General features: G+C 76.4%; 9 protein-coding genes. 4 read left to right on the top strand and 5 right to left on the bottom strand.

Annotated features, from left to right (window positions below; all coding sequences use genetic code 11):
* Positions 1-4: 4 nt before the first annotated feature.
* Positions 5-1192: a WD40/YVTN/BNR-like repeat-containing protein gene (locus tag AC5WAM_RS08345; RefSeq protein ID WP_495522153.1), complete on the top strand. Its 1188-nt coding sequence runs from the start codon at positions 5-7 to the stop codon at positions 1190-1192.
* Here the strand turns inward: AC5WAM_RS08345 and AC5WAM_RS08340 are convergent.
* Both AC5WAM_RS08340 and AC5WAM_RS08335 read right to left on the bottom strand, forming a co-directional pair.
* Positions 1189-1488: a YciI family protein gene (locus AC5WAM_RS08340; RefSeq protein WP_495522152.1), complete on the bottom strand. Its 300-nt coding sequence runs from the start codon at positions 1486-1488 to the stop codon at positions 1189-1191. The two genes, AC5WAM_RS08345 and AC5WAM_RS08340, sit on opposite strands and share 4 nt — an antisense overlap.
* Positions 1489-1834: 346 nt before the next feature.
* Positions 1835-4927 (bottom strand): AfsR/SARP family transcriptional regulator, encoded by a 3093-nt coding sequence (locus AC5WAM_RS08335; RefSeq protein ID WP_495522151.1) that lies wholly within the window; start codon positions 4925-4927, stop codon positions 1835-1837.
* A gap of 220 nt (positions 4928-5147) precedes the next feature.
* Between AC5WAM_RS08335 and AC5WAM_RS08330 the strand changes: the two genes are divergently transcribed.
* Entirely contained in the window at positions 5148-7784 is a 2637-nt protein-coding gene (locus AC5WAM_RS08330; RefSeq protein WP_495522150.1) for an ATP-binding protein, read from the top strand.
* Here the strand turns inward: AC5WAM_RS08330 and AC5WAM_RS08325 are convergent.
* Entirely contained in the window at positions 7688-8089 is a 402-nt protein-coding gene (locus AC5WAM_RS08325; protein ID WP_495522149.1) for a hypothetical protein, read from the bottom strand. The two genes, AC5WAM_RS08330 and AC5WAM_RS08325, sit on opposite strands and share 97 nt — an antisense overlap.
* Complete coding sequence (locus tag AC5WAM_RS08320) at positions 8086-9291, bottom strand: hypothetical protein (RefSeq protein ID WP_495522148.1); 1206 nt, start codon at positions 9289-9291, stop codon at positions 8086-8088. Before AC5WAM_RS08320 ends, AC5WAM_RS08325 begins: the two co-directional genes overlap by 4 nt.
* Positions 9292-9499: 208 nt before the next feature.
* Here AC5WAM_RS08320 and AC5WAM_RS08315 point away from each other — a divergent pair, with 208 nt between their 5' ends.
* A complete protein-coding gene (locus AC5WAM_RS08315; protein WP_495522147.1) occupies positions 9500-11647 on the top strand; it encodes an NB-ARC domain-containing protein in 2148 nt (715 codons plus the stop codon).
* Positions 11648-11651: 4 nt separating this feature from the next.
* Here the strand turns inward: AC5WAM_RS08315 and AC5WAM_RS08310 are convergent, their stop codons facing one another.
* Positions 11652-13340, bottom strand: a complete 1689-nt coding sequence (locus tag AC5WAM_RS08310) for a hypothetical protein (RefSeq protein WP_366793326.1) — start codon at positions 13338-13340, stop codon at positions 11652-11654.
* 344 nt (positions 13341-13684) lie between these two features.
* On the opposite strand from AC5WAM_RS08310, the gene AC5WAM_RS08305 reads away from it, so the two are divergent.
* Positions 13685-14389 (top strand): endonuclease V, encoded by a 705-nt coding sequence (locus AC5WAM_RS08305; RefSeq protein WP_495522146.1) that lies wholly within the window; start codon positions 13685-13687, stop codon positions 14387-14389.
* The last annotated feature ends 7 nt before the right edge of the window (positions 14390-14396 follow it).

The raw sequence follows: 14396 nt of genomic DNA, 5'->3' as shown, positions 1-14396 counted from the left end.
TGTGGTGCGTACGGGACGGGTGACGCGACGCGGGGCGAGCGGTCTGGGAGTGGCGCTGGGCGCGGTGGCGCTCGCGGCGGCGTCCCTGGTCGCGCCGGGAGCGGCCGGGGCGGCGGACCGGGCCGGAGCCGGAGCCGGGGCCGGAGAGGCGGCCGAGGCCCGGGGCGGTGCGGCCGCGGAGGCCGGTGGCGCCGGGGCCGCCGGGCACCGGGGCGGGTCCCCGCGCTGGGACCTCAAGCCCACCGGCACCGACGCCCGCTTCCGCGGCCTCGCCGCCGTGAGCCGGAGCACCGCCTGGGCGGCCGGTTCGAAGGGCACCGTGCTGCGCACCGCGGACGGCGGCGCGCACTGGCGGAACGTCTCGCCGCCCGGGGCGGCCGGCCTGGAGTTCCGCGACGTCGAGGCCTTCGACGCACGCCGGGCCGTGGCCCTCGCGATCGGCGAGGGCGAGGCCTCGCGGCTCTACCGCACCACCGACGGCGGCAAGACCTGGACGGAGGCCTTCCGCAACGCGGAGCCCAAGGCCTTCTACGACTGCATGACCTTCTTCGACCGCCGCCACGGGCTCGCCATGAGCGACCCGGTGGACGGCACGTACCGCATCCTGTCCACCGCGGACGGCGGCCGTTCCTGGAAGGTCCTTCCGGCCACGGGCATGCCCGCCGCCCAGGAGGGCGAGAGCGCCTTCGCCGCGAGCGGCCAGTGCCTGGTGAGCGCGGGCCCGCGCGACGTGTGGCTGGCCACGGGGGGCGCCGCCCGCGCCCGGGTCCTGCACTCGGCCGACCGGGGTCTGACCTGGACGGCCGCCGACGCGCCGATCCCGGCGGGCGACCCGGCGCGCGGGGTCTTCGGCCTCGCCTTCCGCGACCGCACGCACGGGCTCGCCGTCGGCGGCGACTACCGCGCCGGGGAGGCGTCGCCCCGGGCCGCCGCCGTGACCCGCGACGGCGGGCGCACCTGGCGGCCGGCCGCGCGTCCCGTGCCCGCCTACCGCTCGGGCGTCGCCTGGCTTCCGTACAGCCGCACCACGGCCCTCGCCGTCGGGCCCACCGGCACCGACCTCACGACGGACGCGGGGCGCTCCTGGCGCACGGTCGACGACGGGTCGTACGACACCGTGGACTGCGCGCCGGACCTCGGCTGCTGGGCGGCGGGCGAGAAGGGCCGCGTGGCGCGCCTCGAACGGCCCTAGGCGGGCAGCTGCTGCCGGTACTCGGCCAGGGCGGGCGCCGTCTTCGTGGCCACGAACTCGGTGATCCGGTACTCGCACACCCCGCCGGTGACGAACGGGTCGAGCGCCGCCACCCGCTCGATCTCCTCCCGGCTGTCCCCGACGGCCAGGATCACCCCGCCGTCACGCGGGTTCTTCCGCCCCGAGGCGAGGAACACCCCGGCGGCGTACTGCGCGTCGAGCCAGGCGACGTGCTCGGCGAGCAGGGCGTCGACGCGGTCGACCGGGGCGGTGTAGGTGAGCTCCATGACGAACATGGGCCGAGGCTACTCCGCCCCGGGGCGAGCGATCAGACGCGGTCGGCGCCGCCGGTCCCGGGCATCGCCGACACATGGTGGCCGACGGGTGCGGAAGACGGCACGGACGTCCCTACCAGGGAGGGGATGCATATGGCGGTTACGAGGGCGACCGCCAAGACCACTCGCCGCATGAACTTGTTTTTCATGTGCTTGAACATGACCTCTCAGTAGAACCACACGGTAAATGAGGCACCCCCGTCGCCTCGATCGCAGAGTCTTGAGCAACGGACCTGGATGAGGCAAGGCCTCTGCGGAAAGTGGTCCCGAAACGTGGATGGTGTGTGACCGAGGCGCGTTTCCTCTGCTATTGCAGGGGATTTCCGTGGGCGCGTTCACCGCTGCGGCCGTCCGCCGCCGTGCGGGTGTGCGGATCGCGCGGACGGGTGTGCAGTTCGCGCAGAATCGCGCGGGCGCGGTCCGCCTCGTGGGCCATTCCCGAGCGCTCCGCCACCTCGATGGCCGCCTCTAGGTGCCCCGCCGCTGCCGCTGGTTGTCCGGTCTGCTCCTCGGCGGCGCCGAGGCCGAGCAGCGCCTGGACCTCCTCATGGGCGGCGCCGATGCTGCGGGCCAGATCGAGGGCGCGCCGATGCTGGTCGGCCGCCTCGTGGGCGTGGTGAGCCGCGCTCAGCGCGAGACCCATGTCGTGCAGCGTGATGGAGGCGTTGCGGCGGTCGCCGATGCGCCGGAACGTATTCAGGGAATCGCGATAGAGATCCAGCATCGCATCGAGCTCGGCGGGCGAGTTCATGGTGTGTGCGAGATTCACCTGGGTGATGGCGTGCTCTGACGGGCTACCCGATTCCTCCAGCAATTCGAGGGCGCGGCACAGGAAATCCCGGGCGGACTTCTGATTGCCGAGGTTCCCTTGGAGGTCGGACAGGTTGTTGAGTACATGTGCCTTTTCCCGGTCGTCCCCGGACGCATGGAATCCGGAGAGTGCGGCGTTGAAGTGTTCCTCGGCGCGCCGGACATCGCCCAAATACAAGCGGGTGATCCCGAGGTTGTTCTGGGAGCGGGCGATCTGCCAGAGGTCGCCGGTGGGCAGCCGCAGCGCGAGGGCGGCGTTCTGGTGGGCGAGGGCGTCCGGGAGGCGGCCGAGGTTCCAGTGCAGCACACCCAGCTGATGGCGCACCTCGGCCCTCAGCGCGGTGTCGCCGAGCCGGTCCGCGACGGCCCGCGCGCGCCGCAGCGTGGTGCTCGCCTGGTCGTAGCGGGCGCAGCGGGACTGCGCGGTGGCGAGCTTCAGCAGGGCGTGCGCCTCCGTGTGCGGCTCCTCCACCGCACGCCAGTGCGTCGCCGCGGCCGCGAGCATGCGCTGGGCCTCCGCCGAGTACCCCTCCTCGTCCAGGAAGTTCGCCAGCGCCGCCGCGAGCAGTGCCGCGTCCTCGGAGGCGTTCTCGGCGCGGCAGTGGCGTTCCGCGGCGACGAGGCCCGCGCGTTCGGCGGTGAGCCAGCGGCGGGCCGCGTCGGGACTCGGCCAGGCGGGCAGGGTGCGGCCGCGGTCGGGGCGGGGCGCGTCGGGGCGGGCCCGGCGGGGATAGACCAGACGGTCCGCGGCGTCGCATGCCTGTACGTAGAAATCGATCAGCCCGCGCAGCGCCCCGGCGCGCACGTCGGCTGGATCTTCGGACAGTGAAAGCGTGCGTGCATATTCACCCAGCAGATCGTGGAAAACGTAGCGTTCCGGCTTCGGCTCCTGAATGAGATGCGCGTCCAGGAGGGACTCCAGGACGCGCTCCGCCCGGTGCGCGGGAAGCCCCGTGAGCGCGGCTGTCGTGAACGTCTCGAAATCCGGCCCGAGTTGGAGCCCGAGCTTCCGGAAAACGGCCCGTTCTTCGGCGGTCAAGGTCATGTACGAGACTTCAAACGCGCGCACCATTTCGCGGCTCCCGTCGCGGATCTCCGCGAGGCGCCCGTGCCCGTGGGTGAGCCGGTGCAGCAGGTTCGCGGTGGTCCAGGCGGGCCGTGAGGCGAGGCGTCCGGCGGCCAGTTCGATCGCGAGCGGGAGGTACCCGGAGAGCCGCACGATGTCCGCGACCTCGTGGGCGCGCCCCGTGCGCTCCGGCCCGGCCAGGCGCCGGAAGAGCGCGACGGCGTCGTCCGGCGGCAGTACGTCGAGCAGGACGGGCCGCACCCCGGGGAGCCCGGTGATCCGGCGGCGGCTCGTGATGATCACGAGCGAGGGGGAGGCGCCGGGAAGGAGTGGACGCAGCTGCTCGGGGCCCGCCGCGTCGTCGAGGACGATGACCGCGCGCCGGGCGCTGAGCAGCGTGCGCCACAGGCTGACGAGTTCGTCGAGGCTGTCGGGGACGGCGCGGGCCGGTACGCCGAGGACCCGCAGGAGCGCCATCAGCGCGGCCTCGGGGGTCAGGGGCTGCTGGCCGGGGGAGTGCGCCCGCAGGTCGAGATGGATCTGGCCGTCGGGGTAGCGGCCGCCCAGGCGCCGCGCCGCGTGCAGGGCGAGCAGGGACTTGCCGACCCCGGCCATGCCGGAGATGGCTTGCAGCGCGATGACGGCGCCGGGCTCGGACCGTGCGGGCGCCGCGCTCAGAATGGTGTCCAACTCGTGGGTGCGGCCGACCAGTTCGGGGTGGCTCGGCAGGGTGCGGGGCGCGGCCACGGCGGGCTCGGGCGGCGGCAGGAGCTCGTGCAGGGGCGCGCCGTTCAGGACGAGCCGGTGCAGCCGGGTGAGGGCGTCGCCCGGGTCGGTGCCGAGCTGTTCGCGCAGTCTTCGGCGGACGGTGTCGTACACGCGCAGGGCGTCGGACTGCCGCCCGCAGCCGTAGGCGGCGGTCATCAGCTGGCAGGCGAGCGTCTCGTCGCTCGGGTACTGCTCCAGGAGCGCGCCCACCTCGGGCACCAGCTCGGCGAAGCGGCCCCGGCGCAGCTCGATGCCGAAGCGGGTCAGCTGCGCGGCGAGGTGCTTCTCCTCCAGGCCCGCGCGCACCCGCGCGGCCCAGAGCCCCGGCAGCCCGGCCAGCGGCTCGCCGCGCCACAGCTCCTCCGCCTCGCGCAGCAGGCCGAGGGCCTCGGCGTCGCCGCCGCCGTCGGTCAGGGACCGGGCCCGGTCGGCGAGTTCGGCGAAGCGGTGGCAGTCGACCTGGCACGGGCGCAGGGCGAGCGTGTACGTGTGCGCCTGCTGGAGGAGCAGCTCGCCGTCGCACACGGCCCGGAGCCGGCGGCGGATGCGCGCCGCGTACGCGTGCACGCTGGCGCGCGGCTTGGCGGGCGGGGCGTCCTCCCACAGCCGGTGGATGAGGGTGTCCAGGGAGACCGGGCGGCCCGCGTCGAGCGCGAGGGCGGCGAGGACGAGGCGCTCCTTCGCCGACCCGAGGCGGTCGCCGTGCCCGGCGCGGCGCAGCTCGACGGGGCCGAGGACGCGAATGCCCAAGTCCACCAGTGCCTCCCGGTGCTCCGCGGGTCGGTTCGCACTCTGGTTGGGCGTTAAAGAATCGCACGCGGTCCATATCGTTCACATGGGGAGGGTGCGCGACTTCTTTTATTGGCTTGATTTGCTTTGTCGTTCGGATTGCTTAGTTATTCGATCAGATACGGGCGGGTACAACGCTGGAACGGTAACGCGCACGGCCACGGTGAAGCGGGGAAAGGGCGGCGGGATGGAGCAGGTGACGGCCGTCGCGCTGATGGCCGCCCTGCCGCGGGCCGCCGCCCTGTCGCGCCACCGCGACGCCCTGCGCGCGCTCGCCCGGACGTCCGCCGCGCCCGCCACGGCCGCCCTGGTGCGCGCCTGGGCGGCCACGGAGGCGGGACGCCGGGACCCGGAGGCCGTGCGCTCCGTCGCCGACGCCCTCGCGGCGGACGCGCGGGAGAGACCACAGCTGGCGCGCGCCCTGACGGCCTGGCTCACCGAACTGACCGACGCCGAAGGGGATGTGACCCCACCTCAGGACCCGGGCGACCGGCCCCAGGGATCGACAGCTCAGAATCCGGGCGACCGGCCCCAGGGATCGAGACCTCAGGTTCCGGGCAGCCGACCCCAGGGATCGAGCCTCCCTCCGGGCGCGGAGCGAAGACCGGACCCCGCCACCGCCAACACCATCGGCCCCGGCGCCCATGTCACCGGCCCCGTCCTCCAGGCCCACGGCATCCACGGCGACGTGCACATCCACCCCGCGGCCCGGCCCCCGTCGGCCCCGGCCCCGCGCCAGCTCCCGCCGGTGCCCGCCCACTTCACCAACCGCCACACCGAACTCGCCGCCCTCGACCGGCTCGTGGGCGCCGCCCGGCACGCCTCGCGGATCGTCGTCATCAGCGGCCCCGCCGGTGTCGGCAAGACCGCCCTGGCGCGCCGGTGGCTGCTCGCCCACGCCGACGCCTTCCCCGACGGCCAGCTCTACGCCGATCTGCGCGGCCACGCCGACGACGGCCCGGCCCGGCCCAACGAGCTGCTCGGCGAGTTCCTGCGCGCCCTCGGCCACGAGCGGCCGCCCGCGGAACTGCGCGAACGCGCGGCCCTGTGGCGCACGGCCACCGCCGGATCACGGATCGCGGTCCTGCTCGACAACGCCCTGAGCGCCGCCCAGGTCCGCCCCCTGCTGCCCGCCGCCCAGGGCGCGCTCACCGTCGTCACCAGCAGGGGGCGCCTCACCGGCCTCGGCATGGACGGCGCGGCCTTCCAGCCCCTGGACGTGCTCGCCGCCAAGGACGCCGTACGGCTGCTCAGCCGCCGGGTGGGCGCCGACCGCGTGCACCGCGAGCCCGAGGCGGCCCTCAAGGTCGCCACGGCCTGCGCGGGCCTGCCGCTCGCCGTGTGCGTGGCCGCCGCCCGCCTCGCGGCCCGGCCCCGCCAGCCCCTCGCCGCGATGGCGGGCGCGCTCGGCCGGGGCGCCGCCCCCGCCCTGGACGCGCTGCGCATCGAGGGCGAGTACGCCGTGCGCGGCGCCCTCGACGCCTCGTACCGCCATCTGGAGCCCGAACTCGCCCGCTGCTACCACTGCCTGGGCCTGGCCCCGGTCGCCGTGCTCACCCCGCCGGTCGCGGCGGCCGCCTGCCGTCTCGGCCCTGGCGCCGACGCCGTGGAGGTCCTGGACGAACTCGCCGAGGTCAACCTCCTGGAGGACCTCGGCCCCGACCCGCGCACCGGCCTCGGCCGATACCGGTTCCACGACCTGGTCCGGGCGCACGCGCAGCGCCTGGCCGAGGCCGAGGAGACGGCCGCGGAAGCGGCCGCCGCGGTGCGGCGCGTCGTGGACTACCACCTCGCCGTCGCGACCGCCGCCGAAGCCCTGCTCAGCCCGAGCCACCGCACCCTGCGCCGCGACTACGCCGAACCCCTCGCCCAGGAGCCGCCGTTCGCCGACGCCCCCGGCGCGCTGCGCTGGCTCGACGCCGAACGCACCCAGCTGATGGCCGTGCTGCGCACCGCGGAGGCCAAGGGCATGTACGCCGCCGTGTGGCAGCTCGCCGACGCCCTGTGGCCCATGTTCCTGCGGCTGCGCCCCTACGACCTGTGGATCGAGGCGCACGAGCGGGGCCTCGCGGCGGCGCGCCGGGCTGGCGACCGCGAGGGCGAGAGCCGCATGCTCACCTCCGGCGGCACCGGGCTGCGCAACGTGGGCCGCCACGACGAGGCGATCGCCTGGTTCACCCAGGCGCTGCGCGCGGCCCGCGACGAGGTGGCCCGGCTGACCGGGCACCCCGACGGCGGCGGCCCCGCCCTGGCGGCGGCGCACCGCGCCGAGGCCCAGGCCCTGCACGGCATCGGCCAGTCGTGCCGGCTCGCCGGGCGGCTCGCGGAGGCCGCCGACCACTTCGAGCGGGCCCTCGCCCTGCGCGAGGCGGCCGGCCACCGGCGCGGCACCGCCCTGACGCGGATCTGCCTCGGCGACGTCGCCCTGGCCGCGGGCCGCCCGGACGACGCCCTGGAGCCCCTCGCGCGCGCCCGCGTCGACCTGCTCGCCGAGGACGACCCCTACGACGCCGCCCGCGCCCTGGCCTTCATCGGCCACTGCCGCACCCTCATCGGCGGCGGCGAGCGGGCCGCCGGTGAGGAGCAACTGCGCGCCGCCCTCGCCGAGTTCGAGGCCACGGGCGCGGCGCACTGGCAGGGCCGGGTCCTGGAGATGCTCGGCGAGAGCGCCGAGAGCCGCGGGGACCCGGCCGCGGCCCTCCAGTGGTACGAGGACTCCCTGGCCCGCTACACGTCGGCCGGGGCCCCTGACACCGACCGGCTGGCCCGCCGCATCCGGCAGCTCCCGCCGACGGACCCCGCGGCCCCGCCCGGACCCTCCTGAACCAGGCGCCCGTACGCCGCGACGGCGAAGGCCAGGAGCCCGCCGACACCCCCGCCCCCGCCTCCGTCCCCGGCACGCCCGTGCCGCGCACCGCCGCGGCTCACCGCGACGCGGCCCCCGCCCCGCACCCGCAACGCCACCAGGGCGCACCCCGGATACCGCCGGAGCAGCCGCCCGGCCACCACCGGCACCTCGGCGGCGGCGTACGGGCGGCTGCCGTACAGCACGTCCGCGCACTCCCGCCAGGCCTCGCCCGTGCCGCCGGGGCACCCCGAGTCGAAGCACACGAGGACGGGCCCGGTCACGCGGGCACCTCGTCCCGGTGGGCGCGCGACCGGCGCCGGGGCACCGGGAGCGGTGGCAGGGCGGGCGCGTACGCGGGCTCGCCGAGGCCGAGGACGCGGTACAGCAGGCGCCGGGCGTTGCGCCCGAAGCGGCCCGGCTCGGAGGAGATGCGGCGGCCGATGCGGGCGTACCGCTCGCCCGGGTACTCGGCGCGCGCGTACGCGAGCTGTTCGGGCAGCGGGCGCGCGAACGACAGGGCCGGGGCGACCCTGGCCAGCTCGGCCCCCGGCGACGCCGGGTCGACGTCGGCCTCGGGGAAGCGCGCGAGGAGCACGGCGGCCCGGGTCAGCGTCGCGTACAGGGTCACCGAGCCGTGGTCGCCGATCACCCAGTCCGCGGCGATCAGCGGCGCCCGCCAGTCGGCCTCCGGCGGCAGGACGGCGATGCCCTGCCGCCGCGCCGCGGACAGCCAGGAGCGCACCTGCCAGTCCCCGTGCCCGGCCCACACGTTGGGGTGCACCAGGACGGCCACCTGGAACTCCTCCCGGGGCAGCTCCGTGAGCAGCCGGGGAAGCAGCGCGTCGAGCCGGCTGAAGGACGAGCCGGGCCCCCACGTCGAGCAGACCAGGAGCAGCTTGCGGCCGCCGCGCAGACCGAGGGCCGCCCGGTAGCGGCGCCGCAGCGGCAGGCTCGCCACGATCCGGTCGTACGTCGCGTCGCCCACCACCTCGGCGACGGGCAGCGCGGCGGGGCAGCTGCGCCCCAGCGTCGTCAGGTCCTCCTCGTGCGCGAGGGCGAGCGCGGCCGGGACGACCCGCCCGTTGCGCGTCAGATACTGCGGGCCGAGCCCGCCGACCGTGCGCGGCGCCCCCGGATCCCGGTCGTCCAGGGGCCTGGACAGCTTGATGTGGCCCGCGCCGTGCGGCAGCCGCACCAGCGGGCCGCGCAGCCGGTCCACGCCCTGCGACCCGGCGGCCAGCACCAGGTCGAAGTCGCTGCGCAGCGCGGCGCGCCAGGGCAGGACGGGTGTGCCGAGCGCCCTGAGCGAGCGCAGCGCGCCCGCGTTGAAGGCGTGCGGTGCCACCGTGAAGTCGACCTGGAGCCGCAGGTCGGACTCTAGGAGCGGCAGCACGTCCCCCAGGCGCTGCCCGTACACCTCGGTGTGCACGACGACGAGGACGCGTTTGCAGCCGGGCAGCGTCAGCCACTGCGTACGTTCCACGGGATCCCCCCGGTGTGGTGTGAGACGGACTCTGCGACGGACATGCCCGGCGCCGCGGACAGAAGCCTTGCCCGGGGCTTGCCGAAACCTTGCAGAACGCCGGGACCGGCGCGGCGCGGTGGTACGCACCGCCGCCGCACGGCATACGGTGAGCCGCACGGCACACGCCGAGGTGTCACGACGGCAAAGGACCCGTGCGGAGGACGAGTTGGGCGACCATGAGGCACCCGTCGGGGGCAACGACCTGTCAGGGACCGTGCACGGCCACAGCGTTCAGGCCGGTCACGTCGCGGGCGACGTGACCCTCAACGTGCTGCCGTCCCCGGCGCGGCAGCACGTGATCCCGTACGAAGTGCCGCCCCTCAGCGCCCGGTTCTTCAACCAGGTCGACGTGCTCGCGCGCCTGGACGCCCTCGCGGCGCCGGGGCGGGACGTTCCCGTGGGCGTCGCGGTGCTCCAGGGGCTGCCCGGCGTCGGCACCACGGCGGTGATCAGGCACTGGGCGGAGCGCAGGCGCGCCCTGTTCCGTGGCGGGCAGCTCTACCACGACTTCGCCGCCCTGCGGGAGGGACGGGAGGGCGCGGACGTCTCCGAGGCCGCCGGACAGTTCCTGCGGTCCCTCGGCGTCGACGAGCCCCTCATCCCCGACTCCCTCCCCGAGCGCGCCGCCCGCTTCCGCTCCCGCACCGCCGGACAGCCGCTGCTCGTCGTCCTGGAGAACGTCAGCCGCGCCGCGCAGGTGCGCGCCCTGCTGCCCCGCGGGCCCGGCAGCGTCGTCCTCGTCACCTTCGGCGGCGACAGCGGCGAGCTGGGCGAACTCTCCGTCGACGCCCAGCTGGTGTACGTCGACCCGCTGGACGCGGCCAGCGCGCTGCGGCTGCTCACGGACCGGTGTGCGGAAGCCGTCGCCGCCGACCCGGCGGCCGCCGCCCGTGTCGTCGAGCTGTGCGGGCGCCTTCCGCTCGCCCTCGACATCGTGGCCGGGCGGCTGCGGACGGCCCGCAGCCTCACCCTGGCCCGCCTCGCCGACGAACTCGCCGACGCCACCCACCGCCTGTCGGGCCTGTCCGTGGGAAGGAGCCGTTCCATGACCGCCGCCCTCGACCTCGCCTACGGTGCGCTGCCGCCCGCGACGGCCCGGCTCTACCGGCTCATCGGCTCGCTGCCCCTCACCGCCCTCGACGAGCCGGTCGTCGCGGCGGCCGCCGACGTGGACCTCGCGCAGGCCCGCGCCCAGCTGCGCGAACTGGAGGCGCTGAGCCTCCTGGAGGCCACCGGCGACGGCCGCCACCGCGTCCACGACCTCGTCCGGCTGCACGCCCGCGAGCGCGCGGAGCAGGAGGACGCGCCCGCGAGCGGCCGCGCCGCGCTCGCCCGCGTCCTCGGCCACTACCTCCGGCTCACCGCCCTCGCCGACCGCGCCGTGCGGCAGGACAGGCTGCGCGTCGCCGACCTCGCCGACGTGCTGCGCGACGCCCCCGACCCCTTCGCGGCCCCCGGCGGGCCCGCCCCGCTGACCTGGCTCGAAGCCGAGTACCCCAACATCCTCGGCGTGCTGCGCGCCGCCGCCCGCGTGCCCGGACTCCAGGTGCCGCTCTGGCAGACCGCGGAGGCGCTCACCGTCCTGTTCCTGCACCACCGGCACCTCGGGCCCTGGCTGGAGTCGCTCGCGCTCGGCGCCGCGGCCGCCGCCGAGGCCGTCGACTCCGCGGCCGAGGCCCGCCTGCGCAGCCTGCGCTCGCGGCCCCTGCTCGACCTCGGCGCACACGACGAGGCCCGCGCCGAACTGGCCGCGGCCGTCGCCTGCGCCGAGGTCTCGGGCCACACCGTCCTGCGCGCTTCCGTCCAGGAGTTCCTCGGCCGCTGTCTCGAACACCACGACCTGGACGCGGCCATGGCCGCCTACCGCTCCTCCCTCGCGCTCAACACGGCCGCGGGGGAGGAGCGCGGCGCCGCCCTCGCCGCGTACTTCCTCGGCCGTGCCGAGGACGCGGCCGGGCGGCCCCGCGCGGCCCTCGCCACCCTGCGCGACGCCCGCGCCCGCCTGGCCGCCCGCGCCGACCACCGCATGGCCGCCCGCGCCACCCTGGCCGTCGGCCTCGCCCACGACCACCTGGGCGAGACCGACGCCGCCGCACGGGCCCTCACCACGGCGGCCGAGGCCCTGCACACGACCGAGGCGTACGCCTACGAGGCCGACGCGCGCGCTGCCCTGGCCGATCTCCTCAGCCGCACGGGAAGCGGCCCGGACGCCGTACGGCCCCTGCTGACCAGGGCACTCGAGGTGTACGAGGCCTACGGCAGCCCCCGCGCGGACGCGGTGCGCGCCCGGCTCGCGGAGCTCGGCCCGGCCTGAGCCGCTAGGCGCGGCGCAGCGTCACCCGCCGCTCGGGGAGCCCGCCCACGCGCAGCGTCACCGCCGCCTCCAGCGGCAGCCCGGCCCGCAGGCACGTGTACACGACGGCCGCCGCGAGGCCGGGCGCGGTGTCCTCGCGCGTGACCGCCACCACCGCCCGGCCGTCGCGCAGGCTCGCCACGACCTCGCCGTCCGCCCCGGCCGACGCGGCGAGCAGCGCACCGGGGAAGCGGTCCAGCGCGCCCTCGGCCCACCGCCGCGCCGCCGCGGCCGACGGCGCGGGCCGCGTGGCGGTCAGGACCGACGCGCTCTCGGTGAGGCGGCGGTCCCGCTCGGCCGCGTCGCAGGCGAGATGGGCGTACGTACGGGAGGTGTCACCGGCCGCGCCGGACACGGCGGCGGGCCTGCGCCGCACGTCGACCACGGGCCCGTCCCCGGGCCGCGCGCCGTCCGTGAGGGACGTGGTCACCGCCCAGGAGGTGACGTCCCGCGACTCGGCCCGGGGCGGCGGCAGGACCAGCGCGGACGGTGCCTCGCCCGCGGGTTCGGGCAGCCCGAGCAGCCGGTAGAGGGCGGTGCGCAGGCGGGGCAGCGCGAGGCCGGGCTCGGCGAACGCCAGACGGGCCACGGCGGCCGGGGCCGCCGCCGAGGGCCCGCGCAGCGCGGCCGCGACCTGCGCGCGCACGTCGCCGTCGAGGTCGAGTCGGGGCGCGGTGCGGGCGAGGTGGGCCCCGGCGGTGCCGGGCACCGCGTCGCTGCCGTACGCGCCGAGCAGCACGGGCTTGCCGAGGGCCGCGCCGTACAGGGTCACCGAGCCGTGGTCGCCGACCACGGCGTCGGCGGCGACGAGCGCGGACCGCCAGGCGTGCACCGGCGGCACGAGCAGCAGCCCGGCGTCGAGCGCGGCGGCCTGCACGGTGCGGATCTGCCAGGGCCCGTGCGCGGACCACACGTTGGGGTGCAGGACGGCGGCCACCCGGTACTCGTCGCACGGCAGCGCGGCGAGCAGCCGCGCGGGCAGCTCCGGAGCCCGGCCGAGCAGCGACGTGGGGCCCCAGGTGGAGCTGAGGAGGACGAGCCGCTGCCCGGCCGCCACGCCGAGGGCGGCCTTGTAGGCGTCGGCGTGCTCCCGGCTCGCGAGGAGTTCGTCGAAGCAGGGGTCGCCGACGAGCAGGGTGCGCCCGGCCGCCTTGGGGTGGGCGGCGAGCAACTGCCGCTCCTGGTCGGGGTGCGAGGTGGCGAGCCAGGCGCGGCCGGTGTCCAGGAGCGCGTCCGGCACGGCTCCGGAGAGCCTGCTGCGCGGGGTCCGCGAGTCGGGGACGAGCTTCTGGAAGCCGATGCCGTGCGGCAGCACGAGGACGGGGTAGTCGCCGTCCGGCACGTCGATGTTCTCGCTGGCGGAGAGCACGAGGTCCGGCGCGATGTCGCCGAGCCGGTCCCACGGCAGGACCCGGCAGCCCGCGTCGTGCAGCACGTCCGCGACGCCTTCGCCGAACGCCGAGGTCGGGTCGTGGGCGAAGACGACGGTCACCCGGGCGTCGCCGCGCAGCAGCGCGGGCAGGCACTCCAGGATCCGTACCGTCGAGGTGACCGTGCGCGCGGCCACGACCAGGGTCCTGCTGCCCTGGAACGTCGACCAGCGCCAGGCGTCGCCCCCGACCAGGGCCCGCAGCGGCTCGGGGCTACCGCCCACGCGGGCCTCCGGCTATGCGCTCCGGCCCGCCCGGCGCCCGGCGCCCAGCACCCGGTTCGCGGTTCGCGGTTCGCGGTTCGCGGTTCGCGGTTCGCGGTTCGCGGTTCGCGGTTCGCGGTTCGCGGTTCGCGGTTCGCGGTTCGCGGTTCGCGGTTCGCGGTTCGCGGTTCGCGGTTCGCGGTTCGCGGTTCGCGGTTCGCGGTTCGCGGTGAGGTTGCGCGCTACCAGATATCACGTCCTGTGCCAATCCCTCCCGGCCCCGCGCGATGCGCCCGCCCTGGACGACGGAGACCCGAGAACGGTACCGGAGCCCCCTCCCCGGGAGGCCCTAGGCTGAGATCACCATGAACACGCCCACCGTGACGATCCCGCCCCTGCCCGCCGACTGGCCCGTGGACGAGACGGCGGCCCGCGCCGTCCAGGACGCCCTGCGCACCCGCGTGGTGCGCGACGAGCCGGGCCCGCCGCCCGGCACCGGCCGTGTGACGGGCGTGGACGTGGCGTACGACGACGAGCGGGACGTGGTCGCCGCGGCGGTCGTGGTCCTGGACGCGGCGAGCCTCGCCGTCGTCGAGGAGGCCACGGCGGTGGGCACCGTCGCGTTCCCGTACGTGCCGGGCCTGTTGGCCTTCCGGGAGCTGCCCGCGGTGCTCGCCGCCCTGGACGCGCTCACCGTCGACCCGGGCCTGGTCGTCTGCGACGGCTACGGCGTCGCGCACCCGCGCCGCTTCGGCCTCGCGAGCCACCTCGGCGTGGTCACCGGGCTCCCCACGATCGGCGTCGCCAAGAACCCCTTCACCTTCGCGTACGAGGACCCGGACGCCGCGCGCGGCAGCACGGCGCCGCTCCTCGACGGCGCGGAGGAGGTCGGCGTCGCACTGCGCACGCGCGCGGGCGTGAAGCCGGTGTTCGTGTCGGTCGGCCACCGGGTGGACCTCGCGCACGCGCGGGCCCACACCCTGCACCTCACCCCCCGCTACCGGCTGCCGGAGACCACCCGCAGGGCGGACGCCCTGTGCCGCGCGGCGCTGCGGGACGCCACGCGCTGAACCGGCC

This window comes from Streptomyces sp. JLYT201, assembly GCF_059448825.1.
The sequence above is the reverse complement of the archived record's forward strand: the minus strand, read 5'-3'. Positions and strand labels throughout refer to the sequence as shown.